At 47.9% G+C, this 12,530-nt stretch carries 10 protein-coding genes and 1 pseudogene; 4 read left to right on the forward strand and 7 right to left on the reverse strand.

The genetic code is table 11. From position 1 onward, the window contains the following. Positions 1–51 precede the first annotated feature (51 nt). Genes ACOMHB_RS09000 through ACOMHB_RS09015 form a run of 4 tightly spaced genes read right to left on the reverse strand, consistent with a single transcriptional unit; the run spans position 52 to position 2,701 of the window. Positions 52–612 (reverse strand): pilus assembly PilX family protein, encoded by a 561-nt coding sequence (locus ACOMHB_RS09000; RefSeq protein ID WP_448216352.1) that lies wholly within the window; start codon positions 610–612, stop codon positions 52–54. Between the two features lie 2 nt (positions 613–614). Next, positions 615–1,664, reverse strand: coding sequence for a PilW family protein (locus ACOMHB_RS09005; RefSeq protein ID WP_448216353.1), 1,050 nt, complete (start codon positions 1,662–1,664; stop codon positions 615–617). A gap of 3 nt (positions 1,665–1,667) precedes the next feature. After that, positions 1,668–2,138: a type IV pilus modification protein PilV gene (gene pilV / locus ACOMHB_RS09010; protein WP_448216354.1), complete on the reverse strand. Its 471-nt coding sequence runs from the start codon at positions 2,136–2,138 to the stop codon at positions 1,668–1,670. After that, the gene (locus tag ACOMHB_RS09015; RefSeq protein ID WP_448216355.1) at positions 2,135–2,701 is read right to left on the reverse strand and encodes a GspH/FimT family pseudopilin; all 567 of its coding nucleotides are present in this window, start codon (positions 2,699–2,701) and stop codon (positions 2,135–2,137) included. Before ACOMHB_RS09015 ends, pilV begins: the two co-directional genes overlap by 4 nt. 211 nt (positions 2,702–2,912) lie before the next feature. On the opposite strand from ACOMHB_RS09015, the gene ACOMHB_RS09020 reads away from it, so the two are divergent. Next, complete coding sequence (locus ACOMHB_RS09020) at positions 2,913–5,015, forward strand: EAL domain-containing protein (RefSeq protein ID WP_448216356.1); 2,103 nt, start codon at positions 2,913–2,915, stop codon at positions 5,013–5,015. Positions 5,016–5,110: 95 nt separating this feature from the next. After that, positions 5,111–6,733 (forward strand): NAD+ synthase, encoded by a 1,623-nt coding sequence (locus ACOMHB_RS09025; RefSeq protein ID WP_448216357.1) that lies wholly within the window; start codon positions 5,111–5,113, stop codon positions 6,731–6,733. Positions 6,734–6,767: 34 nt separating this feature from the next. Here ACOMHB_RS09025 and coaE read toward each other — a convergent pair whose 3' ends face one another. Both coaE and ACOMHB_RS09035 read right to left on the reverse strand, forming a co-directional pair. Then, positions 6,768–7,370 carry a dephospho-CoA kinase gene (coaE, locus tag ACOMHB_RS09030; RefSeq protein WP_448216358.1) on the reverse strand — a complete coding sequence of 201 codons (603 nt, stop codon included), beginning with the start codon at positions 7,368–7,370 and terminating at the stop codon, positions 6,768–6,770. Between the two features lie 7 nt (positions 7,371–7,377). Then, complete coding sequence (locus ACOMHB_RS09035) at positions 7,378–8,250, reverse strand: prepilin peptidase (protein WP_448216359.1); 873 nt, start codon at positions 8,248–8,250, stop codon at positions 7,378–7,380. A gap of 801 nt (positions 8,251–9,051) precedes the next feature. On the opposite strand from ACOMHB_RS09035, the gene ACOMHB_RS09040 reads away from it, so the two are divergent. Both ACOMHB_RS09040 and ACOMHB_RS09045 read left to right on the forward strand, forming a co-directional pair. Beyond that, positions 9,052–10,272, forward strand: a complete 1,221-nt coding sequence (locus ACOMHB_RS09040; protein WP_448216360.1) for a hypothetical protein — start codon at positions 9,052–9,054, stop codon at positions 10,270–10,272. 394 nt (positions 10,273–10,666) lie between these two features. After that, positions 10,667–11,094: pseudogene (locus ACOMHB_RS09045) on the forward strand (DUF4277 domain-containing protein); the annotation flags it as partial. A 159-nt stretch (positions 11,095–11,253) separates the two neighbouring features. On the opposite strand, the gene ACOMHB_RS09050 reads toward ACOMHB_RS09045, so the two are convergent. Then, complete coding sequence (locus ACOMHB_RS09050; protein ID WP_422132974.1) at positions 11,254–12,471, reverse strand: type II secretion system F family protein; 1,218 nt, start codon at positions 12,469–12,471, stop codon at positions 11,254–11,256. Positions 12,472–12,530: the final 59 nt, after the last annotated feature.

The raw sequence follows: 12,530 nt of genomic DNA on the forward strand, positions 1-12,530 counted from the left end.
AAATCCTTATCCCTTTTAACACGAACACTGTGAAATCCTTTTTCTTCTGGTTCACCGTTTGTAGGTGGACTGCAACATGACCTGACTATTGAGGTTATCGACCGAAGAAAGCACGGTTACACGGTAAAGCTTTGACCAGTCGGAAGGGTTGGCGGGGTTGGGGGTGACCCCAAACAAGACTCTTGGAATGTAGCAGAGGAATTCCACCGTATAGCGGGCTGAGGTTCCTGAAGGCAAACTGGTGGCAGCAATGGTTTTGCTGGCATCAGCCCAGAGGGCGGCACTTTTCCAGGGGCTGGCATTCCCGGCCCGACAGCTGATAATGCTGTTACGGTCAGAGCCATTGAAGCACAGGCCATTACTGCAATCGCTGGCGAACGTGTTGATATCGTTGCAACTGCTCTGGCTTTTGATACAGCGTTCGGCTTCCAGCAGTGCGGTTTCCGCAGCGATAAAAGCGGTCTGATGAGTCCGGTAGCTGGCTGACATTCTTTGCTCAAGGCTTGAGAATTGAACCGCCGTCAGAGTCGCCATCACCATGAGTGTAAAAAAAATCATGGTGTAGAGCAGAGCGGTTCCGTCTTCATCGTGACGTCGTCTGATATGACTCATGATTATCCACTGTTTCTCAGGGCCATGGTCATGACATATTCCTTGCGTAAGAAGCGATCCGACTGAGTGACTTGTTGACCATCGAAAAGATAGGTTCTCGGGGGCGCAGGCGGAGGTGCTGGAACAGGGAGGATTTCGGTTTCACTGCGCGTCAGCAGATGAATTCGGATGGCGGTGGTTTGCAGCCAGTCAGCATGGCGAAAACTGCGATCACCGGCGCTGATATAGCGATTAGTGACCCCGTCGTTATCTGTGTCCAGGCCGTAATGAATTCGAATATCCTCAATGCCGTCCACTATGGCCAGTGCTGAGGCATTGCCTGCTTCTTTTCGGAACAGGGTAGGCAGGCCGTTATCCGGTTTCACAAAATAACCCACAGATTCCAGAGGCTTCAAATAACCGGGATTGAATGACAGAGCGCCGGAAGGCGTCGAGCCGTCATAGCAGCGAAAACTGCCCTTGAGTTGAGCGACACAATTCTTGAAATCGCCGACACCGCTGGTGGTATGGGTTACGGTACTGCCGCCGATGGAACTCAGGGCTATCAGGGCTACCTGAGAGCAGTCCTGACGGGTTATCACCGCAGCACCGCCGGCCGACAGGGTCGAACCAATGTTGCGGTCCAGTGTCAGGGTGGATGTGGATGTGTCATGGTTGGTTATAGCAAAAACAGTGTCGGGATTGGCTTTGAAGATCAACAGGCTTTCTGAAGTGGCCTGAGCGTCCATCTTTGACTGCGTGTCAGAAAGATTCATCCCCTGTGTCGGTTGTTCAGCAGTCAGCCATTCATGGGTAGCGCTGTTTTGAAGCAGGGCATTACCGATTGAAGCATCGGTATTACAGCCTGTGTAGCCAGCGACACGGACGTCATTGGAGATGGAGTTGACAGCAATTCTGGCCGCTTCCTGCATTAGCCCCAACTGAAAGTTCAAGCGATTGGAGTTATTGCTGCTAAGAAAAACCTGAGTGACCGAGGTAATGATGAAAATACCCAATAACATCGAAATCATCAGTTCAATCAGGCTGAGTCCTTTTTGCCTGGGGCTGTTCATGGTTTATAGCGTGCTCCTGAGAATTACCTGACGGCGGGGCTGTTGACCTTTGCTGTCATCAAAAAAAACTGTGATGGTGTAGTTCCGACCCTCTGGTGTATCGGTTTTGACAATTGAGCCATCTGAATCAGGGAGCTGAGTGTCGAGAATGAACTTCCACTGGGCTACGTCATAGCGGGCCAGCTCTGCAGGTGTGCAATTTGCTGTGTCGCAATCATCGGGATAGGCTGCGGGCACATTGCCGACACTGGCCGAATAACCGGGCCCATTCAGGGCATAGACCGGGTTGGCTTTGATCCTGTCGAGCATGTCGTAAGCAAGAATGTTGGACAGAGAGTTGAAGTAGGCAATATTGTTGTAACTGATGCTTCGGGTTTGTAAAGCAGCCATTCCCAAAAGGCCAGAGGCCAGAATGACCACTGTGATCAGAACTTCCACCAGAGTCATACCTGCCTGAGAGCGATTTGAACTCATGGACAGACCACCGAGTCAGTTGAGCGCACCCGACCAGACAGGTTAATGGTGATACCTCTGGCGACCTTCGATGTTGTCAGGCTGTCGCAAATAAGAAAGCTGCCTGAACTGGTGTTATTGACAGTGCCATCTCCCTCAAACACGATTGGAGTGCTGTTGCTCCAGGTGATTGAGGCGATGGAATCTGTTGTCTGGGAACGTCTCAAGGTATCGACTCCTGCATCAAATAGGCCGTTACTGTTTTCATCGGTGAAAATGATCCAGCCTTGACTCCAGAGGGTTGGGTCTGCTGCGCAGGTGGTCCCGTCGGTGGATGCACAGGCAATGGTATCGCTGCCGGTTTTAACGGCTTCACTGCGGGTGTAAAGCAGGTTTGACAGCAGGTTTTGCTGAATGTTTGAGAAACGGATGGAGTTAGACATTTCTCTCAGTTGTGGCAGTCCCATGGCAACAATAATCGCAGCGATCAACAGAGTGATCATCAGTTCAATTAATGAAAATCCCTGTTCTCCAGGCTCAGGGCTGTTTATTGCTCTGGCTTTATGATTGTTTGACTGCTCCATCGCACCTAACCGGTTTTTAGCGCTTATCTGATCAGTCTAGAAGTGCATTTTCATGATCTGAGTATAGGGTCAGAGAACCTGTAGAATTATTTACAAAGAAGCCAGACGGATAAAAACAAGGTGTTTTTTTGGCAGGGGCTAATGATTTCAGGCGTATGGCAGTTATAAGAATGAGATAAGCCTTAAACTCTCGTTGAATCAGGTCAATGCCATGGAGCAGGAAAAAAGGGATACTGTCCGGCTGTTGATAGTGGATGCTTCTTCTGAAGAAGCCGAGGCACTGCTGAATGTCTATCGGGATGCCGGATACCCGACCCGTGCTCATCATGTCAACGCTATGGAAAGTCTGGATGAAGCCCTGTCCTCTCATCAGAAATGGGATTTGCTGATTATCTCATCAGCAGACTTGCCAGAAGGATTAACAATCAGTTCAGTGCTTGATCGGGTTGACCAGCAGGGCAGGGATATTCCTGCCATCGTGTTGTCAGAAGAACAGGAAGAAGAGCAGGAAGAAGAACAGCTGGAATGGCTTAAGCTGGGAGTAAGAAGTGTCATTACCCAGGATAATGATGAACTGCTTCTGCTGACTTCTGATCGGGAAATTGCCGACCTTAATACCCGGCGTCACTATCGACGCATGAGTGTTGCCCTGAATGAATCAGAGAAGCAGAGGCGTCACCTGTTGGATGATCAGATCGATGCCATCATCTACATCAGTGAAGGTCAGATTAAATACTCAAACCCGGCATTTAATGAGCTGGTAGGGATTGATGGCAACGCCAGTCTTGTCGGTAAACCCTTTACTGATCTGGTTGCAGACAAAGATCGCAGGGATGTGGGTGACTTCCTGAACAGTATCGAAGACAGTGGCCGGGCACTGGCAGCCATTCAATGTCCACTGCTGGCTGATCGGGATAAGGAAGTGCCGGTCAGGGCTATAGTCAGTCCTACTTCCTATGAGGGGCGTTATACACTGAGCGTTTTGGTGAGAACCCGGGAATCCGAAGGAACTTCGGAAGTTGGCCAGAAAGACGTTGGAGTCGCACGTCCCGACACTGAAACCCATCTTTATGATAAAGAAGCTTTCAAGGAGCAGATGGATGTTGCCATGCAGAGAGTGGTCGCAGGCAAAGACCAATTTGCCTTGCTCTGTATTACTCTCGATTCACTGCGGGCACTTCATGCCAAAGGAGGCAAAAGAGTCAGCCAGCCTTACTACAAGGAAGTTAGTTCACGTCTCGGGTTGGTGTTGATAGAACATCAGGCTGCCAGTTGGAGCGGCGACTGTATTATGGCTCTGGTTAAGGCCAGTGATGAAAAGGCAGTGCGGGAGCTGGCCGATCAAGTTATTAAGGGCGTTACACAAGAGAGAGTCACACTGGGAAGAAATGAGCTTCCAGTCAAGCTGAGTCTGGGGAGTGTCATACTGACCGATTCCTGCAGCGATCTTAATACTCAGCTGGTCAGAGCCCGTCATGCTGCCACACAGGCTCAAAAAGAAGGTGGCGGAAAGATTTGTTTCTTCCAGAGACGTAAGGTTAATACGGTCAGTTCTGTGGAGAAGCATCTGGCAGGCATGGTCAGTCAGGCGTTGAAAAATGACAATTTCAAATTGAAGTACCAGCCTGTGGTCAGTCTGAAAGGTTCTTCTGAAAAGCACTTTGAAGTTCAGCTGCATATGTTGGATGCCAGAGGTCGTGAACATGACTCACTGGCATTCCGAAACAAGCTCGATAAAAATGCGCTCTGGAGCAAAGTCGATCGTTGGCAGGTCATAGAAGCAGGAAAAGCGCTTCTGAGCCGAACCCGCACAAAGGATAAAATCCGACTCTTTATGCACCTCGGCGGTAACGCCATACTTGAGAAGGAGTTCCTGCCCTGGATGGGCGTTGCACTTAAGGCAGCAGGTATTCCTGCTTCATCAGTGGTTGTGGAAGTCAGTGAGCAGAATATTGTCCGCTTCAATAAACAGGCACCGGACTTTTTCAAGGCGGTCAAGGAGTTGGGTTGCAGTACTGGAGTGAGTGAGTTTGGCTGTAGTTTGAACCCTATGGAAACCATTGCCTCAATGACCCTGGACTATATCAAGGTTGATCCGTCTTTCACCAAAGATCTGACCAGCGAAAATCAGGGCGAAGAACTCAAGAAAATGGTTCAGGCGCTGTCGCAAAAAGGTCAGAAAGTGATTGTTCCCCAGGTCCAGAGTGCTGTTGAAATGGCACCACTGTGGCATACCGGTGTTGATTTCATCCAGGGCGACTTTCTTCAGGAGCCTGCAGAACATATGGACTTTGATTTTGAGGGTGATTTCTAGGCCATAATCATGGATCATTTTGAGTTTTACACCGGCTGCAACATCGTCGAAAATAGCCTGCTCTCAAATTCAAGATTAAGGCATCAGGCTTTTCAATGTCAGCGAAGCTCAATATCGTCATGGCTCAGCTTAACCTCAAGGTGGGCGACATCGACGGCAACACCCAACGGGTGATCGAATCGGCTGAAGAAGCCCGTGATCAGCATCATGCCGATCTGGTGGTTTTTCCTGAATTGACACTTTGTGGGTATCCTCCTGAAGATCTGTTACTCAGGCCCAGTATGGTGTTAAGAATTGAGCAGGCCATCAGCAAGCTCAGTGTGATTAAAGGCGTTGACCTGGTGATTGGACTGCCCGCCATGGGGGCTCATGGTTTGGAAAATCAGGCCGTGGTGTTGAGAGACGGTCAGGTGGTGGCCCGATACGCCAAACAACATCTGCCGAATTACCAGGTTTTCGATGAAAAACGCTATTTCATGCCGGGACAGAAACCCTGCGTCTTTGAGTGTAAAGGGGTAACGCTGGCACTGACTGTCTGTGAAGATCTATGGTATCCCTCTTCAGCCCAGCAGGCTGCGGATGCCGGGGCCGAGCTGATTTTGAGTCTCAATGCGTCTCCCTTTCACAAAGATAAGCAATCTATCCGTTACCAAACCATCCGCAGCCGTTGTCTGGAAACGGGTCTTCCTGTGCTTTATGTCAACCTGCTGGGTGGTCAGGATGAACTGGTGTTTGACGGTGGCTCTTTTGCTATGAACGGCAATGGGCAGGTTGCTGTCAGGGCCGATTACTTTGCTGAAGGTCTCTACACAACCCGTTTCGACATAGTAGACAAGGCTTTTGATCAGGAAGACGTCGCAGAACTGCCAGGCCTTCATGAAAGGGTTTACAAAGCTCTGGTTACAGGTGTTCGTGATTATGTGAATAAAAATGGCTTCAAAGGCGTTGTTTTAGGTTTATCTGGTGGTATTGATTCCGCTCTGACTCTGGCCATTGCCTCTGACGCCCTGGGCGCTGAGCGGGTGCAGGCGGTTATGATGCCATTCCGTTATACCTCAAACATGAGTCTGGAAGATGCCCGTGAAGAAGCCGATATTCTGGGTGTCGATTACTCCGTCATGCCCATTGCACCGATGTTTGATGCGTTTATGGAAACGCTGAGTGCCCAGTTTGAGAATACCCAAAAGGACACTACAGAAGAAAACCTTCAGTCCCGTTGCCGGGGCGTTATGCTGATGGCTATTTCCAACAAAAAAGGTTACATGGTCCTCACTACCGGTAACAAGAGTGAAATGGCGGTAGGCTATGCCACGCTCTATGGTGATATGTGCGGTGGTTACAATGCCCTGAAAGATGTGCCAAAAACGCTTGTTTTTGAATTGTCCGAGTACCGAAATTCTTTGGGCTATGTGATTCCGCAACGAGTGATCGATCGCCCGCCTTCCGCCGAACTGGCACCGGATCAGGTGGATGAAGACAGCCTGCCTCCCTACGATGAACTGGATCGAATCATCGAAATGTATGTGGAAGAAGATAAAAGCGCGGAAGCCATTATCGAATCCGGTTTTGACCGGGATACTGTCTATCGGGTGCTGCGCCTGATTGACGTTAATGAGTTCAAGCGTCGGCAGGCGGTGGTCGGGGTTCGCATTACTCCCCGTGGTTTTGGGCGAGACCGCCGATACCCGATTACCAACGGATGGCGTCCGGGCATTTGAGGGTCCGGGCAAAACCAGGCTTCCCCAATAGGGCTCATGCGTTTGCCAAAGCCATGTAAGTCTTGTGAACCTCATCCAGCTGTTGAAACAGCTGCTCCAGAGAGCCGCTGTTATCAACTACGTCGCTGGCTTTCTCCAGCCTCTGTTGCCGGGAGGCTTGCCTGGCCATAATGGCCCGGGTTTGTTCTTTGCCCATGCCGTCCCGACTCATGGTTCTTGAAAGCTGAATGTCTTCAGGGACATCGACAACCAGAATGCGATCGGTGAGCGCATGTTGATCGGTTTCCACCAGAAGCGGTGAAACGATGATGGTGTAAGGAGACTCAGACGCTGCCAGTTCCTGAATAATTTGATGACGGATCAAAGGGTGCAGCAGCTGTTCCAGCCATACACGTTCGCTGTCGTCATTGAAAATAATATCCCTGAGTTTTCTTCGATCCAGTGTACCTTCATCAGTAAGAATATCCTGACCATGTCGTTCTGCAATTTTTTGCAGAGCTGGCCGACCGGGTTCCACCACTTCTCTTGAAGCCTGGTCTGCGTCCACCACGGTAATACCGAGACTGGAAAAGTAGTCGGTAACGGCTGTTTTACCACTGCCGATGCCGCCCGTTACGCCAATAACCAACTTACTCATGCTCAGCTCACAGCCCCATAATCTGCAGATAAGATTGAACCAGTGTTTCCCCCCAAAGCAGGGCAATAAAACCGGCAGCGGCCAGATAAGGTCCAAAAGGAACAGGTTTGCTCCGTTCCTGTTTTTTGAGAATGATCAGTACCACTGAGACAATGGTTCCTACCAGTGAAGACAGCAGAATAATCAGTGGCAGCATTTGCCAACCTATCCAGGCACCGAGCGCAGCGAGTAGTTTAAAGTCACCATAGCCCATACCTTCTTTGCCCGTCAGCAGTTTGAATAACCAGTAAACAGACCAGAGCGAAAGATAACCGGCAGCAGCACCCAGCACTGCGTCCTGCAACGGAATAAATAATTCAAAGCTGTTGGCCAGTAAGCCCAGCCAGAGTAAGGGCAGGGTAATGCTGTCTGGCAGCAGTTGGGTGTCCAGGTCAATCATGGTCAATGCCAGCAGGGACCAGACTAAAAAGCAAAGTAAAACTGTCTGGAGAGTGGCGCCAAAGTAGATACCAACAGCAACGGTCAGCAGGGCAGAGATCATCTCAATGATCGGATAGCGGGCAGAAATAGAGGTTTTGCAGGAAGAACAACGACCTTTCAAAAACAGGTAGCTGATAACCGGAATATTTTCCCAGGCCCGAATCTTGTGACCACAGCCTGGACAGGTGGAGTCGGGCTTGATCAGGTTATAAGGCTCCATCTCAGTGGGCACCTTGTCCGGATGAAGTGTTTCCAGACAATCCAGCTTCCACTGACGTTCCATCATCACCGGCAGGCGCAAAATAACAACATTGAGAAAACTACCGACCAGAAGGCCGACCAGAGTCAGGGTCAGGTAGAAGTAAGTGGGCGAAGATTGCAGTAATTCTATGAGTGCCATTAGTCAATAAATCCGGTTTTCTTAGTATTAAAGTGCCACTCGTTCAGGTTCAGAGGCGCATTATAATTCGATAGCAGCGACACTTTGGCTCATGGCTGTTTCTGGGGTTACTCTACTTGATTTTTGGCGTCAGTGCATTCTTGGGTGCAGTCTCAATTGAGCTGTCGGGCTATCCTCTGAAAGTCTTTACGGCCTGCCAGCGACTCAGACCATAATGACAATGTATTAAAAATACTGACAGGTGCCGGAAACTGTTACCAGCCAAGGCACCCAATATAGTCAGTGTGGATTTGTCTAGAGTTCTGCAGCAATCGCTTCAAATGCTGCCAGTCGCTCACTAATGCCTTCTTTTTAGTCAACCCAGGGAACAGAGCGATTAACGGATGGTAAAAGCTTTTTCAATAATAAGTATCTAACCAGTTGGTTTCGCATATTCTGGACGGCGGCTTTTTCCACCCTTCTGCGTTCCAACTCTGGTTGCGTAGCTATGGCTACGCGCCCGTCGTTGCGCCTTGAAGGATGAAAAAATCCACTCGCCAGAATATGCGAAACCAACTGGCCAGGTACTTATAGCGGCTTTCCGTTCTTCAGAATAACGAGGAACGATAAACTGTCTACCGCCGACGGTTTTATTAGTAGATTAATTAATAACCGGGACAATAATCATGACACAGCGGGTCCGCCTTCAACCGCACGCCTGAGGTGCGTCGGTTGGAAGGCTTTGTTAGTTGCATCCCATCCTGTTTAAAATATCATGATGATGCCGAAAATATATGAATATTAAATGGAATTCTAAGCGTTATGAAAAAATATAGATACATTTCTCTATCATTAATCCCTTTATGGCTTTCAGCTGACAGCACAATTCCAAGCGATGGTGATAATAGATTCTGGAAAAGCCCATATGAGCAAAGTATCACTGAAATAGAAAATGAGGATAAAAAGCATAATTTAAATAAATATATTTATACAGAGCTTTCTAAAGAGAGTTATTTATATGTGAATGTTAAAAATAACCTTGAATTAGAAATCAGTAATAAAGCTGATTTTGAAGGACAATCTAAATCATATCGAGATAATTATTCTAGATATTCCAAGACAAATTTCAACAAGCCAAATATTCTTAAAGCAGCTCTTTCTTCTGTTCCAAATGCCTCTGAAATTGATGGCAATGCAATACATGGATTGAAAAATATAGACTTTATTCTATCGGGAGGAACCTGGAAACCCTATTCGCTGGCCGTTGCAAAAAATCATTTGGCATTTTCAAAAGCAAGACGCACTAACTATAAGTTTGTATTGTTTAGCCAGAATAGTCAGGATGATGACTCAGTAGATTTGATGAATTGGATGCAAGGTATGCAGCCTTATTGGGGGAAAATATTTTTAATTAAGAAATTCCTGAAAGAGGGTCGGGTAAAACCTGGGAAATGGATTGCCTGGATTGATGATGACATTGTGATCAATGATTTCAAGAATGATCAAAGCCATCTTGATAAAATAATAGATTCAGTTGAAGAGAAAGTTTGCATTATAACTTCTCGGGACTACTGGTACTATGAAGAGTCAGATTTCTTAGATGGTGGTCATTTACCGAATACAGGCATTATTATGGTTAAGAATACAAGTTATTGCTCTGATATTGTAGGGCAATGGCTTAATTATGGAGATGACCCGGCTTTGGGAAAAAACACTCAAGAATATACGCTCCACGAACAAGAAGCCTTAGCTAAGCTTAAAAGAAATTTCGGTCGAGGATCTTCAGTTATCAAATTTATTAGAAACAGGACTAGAGATTGGGATTTTAATACATTTAAAAGATTTAACCATTTTTACAATGGTAGCCAGGCAAATTACAATTCAGATACAGAAAATGAAAGAGCCATAGCTGCACTTATTAATGATGCATATATTCATCACACTGGCATGGCTTCTCTTTATAGGCTTGCACTTATAGCTCACTCACTCTTTGAAATTTCAGGTAACTACCCCCGTATCCAAAATGCTGACGATGACAGCTAACTCCCCGCACAGCGGCTACGCATAAGCGCAGGCCACGACCTGCTTTACATGCGCTCATTTTATCTGGCTTTTGTAAACTGGAACGCAGTGCGTTCCAAATTGAGCAGGATCCACTATTTTCGTGTCGGTAGTTTAATCCACCATAAGTACTCAGCCATACGGAATCGAATATTTCTGGCTTATTGGGCAGGTGCTCTGCAAGGCGCAACAACGGGAACATAGCAAGCTATGTGACCAGAGTAGCAACGCAGTCAGAGTGCCTGAACAATAAGTCAGAAAATATGATTTCGTATGGTTGAGTACTTAACATGCTGTAGCTGCCTTTCATCACCCCGATTGATATTTACCTAAAATCTGTTGTCAAAGAAATAAACAGACATTCAGGTACACCAACATGTCTCAAGCTCAATACCAGTCTAAGAACCTCAACCACCTTGGCTTGGTTGCCGCTATGTGTCGGAAGTTAAGATAGCCGAATATATTGATGCCCGTATCACAAATGACTCCGATGTTCGTAATGTCACTATTGGACAAGCTGTAGTTGCAATGATCATCAATGGCATGGGCTTTACGGGGCAAACTCTGTACATGCTCCCTGAGTTTTTTGAGGATAAACCGATTGACCTCCTTATCGGGGAAGGTATACAGGCTGAACACTTGAACGACAAGGTACTTGGTCGGGCTCTCGACAGTTTGTACGACGCTGGTGTTAGCGACTTGTATCTCAATCTGGCCGTCAAGGTCGTCAATCATCTGAAACTTCCTTGCAAGGCATTAAATCTGGATGGCACCAGCTTTCATGTGGATGGAGTTCATGACAATCCAGACCAGAAAAAAAAGCCCTGCCAGAACCCAGCAGCAAGATAGGTATTTTTCTGTTTCCAGGGGCTTAGTGTATTAACGGTCAATAATCAGGAGGAACATGTGGTTGGCTCGAAGGAAAGGCAGTGGACGATCTATGTCCTCACTGCCAGCCGTTGGTTAGACCACAGACCCCAACTGGAAGATAGGCAAGTACATGGCAATAATAAGACCACCAACCAGCACACCAAGAACCGACATGATCAAAGGTTCCATCAAACTGGTCAGTCCATCTACCATGTTGTCGACTTCGTCTTCGTAAAAGGTAGCAACCTTATCGAGCATTTCATCCAGAGCGCCGGATTCTTCACCAATCGACACCATCTGAACGGCCATGGCAGGGAATATGCCGGAGTTTCTCATGGCAAATTGGAGTTGCTGACCGCTGGATACGTCTTCCTTGATCCGTTGGGTAGCATCGAAATAGACGACGTTACCTGCAGCACCGGCAACCGAATCGAGGGCGTCCACCAGGGGGACACCGGCGGCAAACGTCGTCGATAAAGTCCTGGCAAATCGGGCTACCGCTGATTTATCAAGAATAACACCAATCACCGGGATCTTGAGGGTGATTCGATCCATTTTGTCTCTGGTTGCTTTGGACTTCTGCAACAGTTTTTTGAACAGGAATCCGAAGGCGACAAGAACGGCTATCGCCAGATGCCATGAACTCTGAACCACTTCAGAGATACCGATAACCAGCTGGGTAAAGGCAGGCAACTCGGCTCCAAACCCCTGGAATACTTCCTCAAACTGAGGCACTACATAGACCAGCAGAATACCGGTTACGATCATCGCAACACCCACGACTGCGATGGGGTATTTCATTGCTTTTTTGATTTTTGCCTTGAGGGCCTCGGTCTTCTCTTTGTAGGTGGCGATTCTGTCCAGCAGTGACTCCAGAGAGCCTGACTGCTCACCGGAAGCGACCAGGTTGCAATAGAGGTCATCAAAATGAATGGGATGGTTTCTCAGAGCGTCGGCCAGGGTGGAACCACCGGCAACATCATTCTTGATTTTGCCAATGAGATCTTTCATGGCAGGCTTTTCGATGCCGTCAGAGGTAATATCAAAAGCCTGAAGCAGGGGTACACCTGCTTTCATCATGGTAGCGAGCTGGCGGGTAAACAGGGCAATGTCCATGGGCTTGATCTTGCCGCCCTTTGTGCCCAGTGACATACCTTTTTTTCTGACTTTTGTGGTGCTGATTCCCTGCTTACGGAGTTCGGCCTTGACCAGGGCAATACTACCACTCTGGATTTCTCCCTTGACCTTCCGTCCACTCTTGTCCTTACCTTCCCAGACGAATGTGGCTGTTTTTGTTGGTTTTCGTGCCATATCTAGCCAGTTCCGTAGCTTCTTTTATCATTCTTGTTGAGCCACCGCGATGCAATGGC

Source organism: Endozoicomonas sp. 2B-B (genome assembly GCF_053470045.1).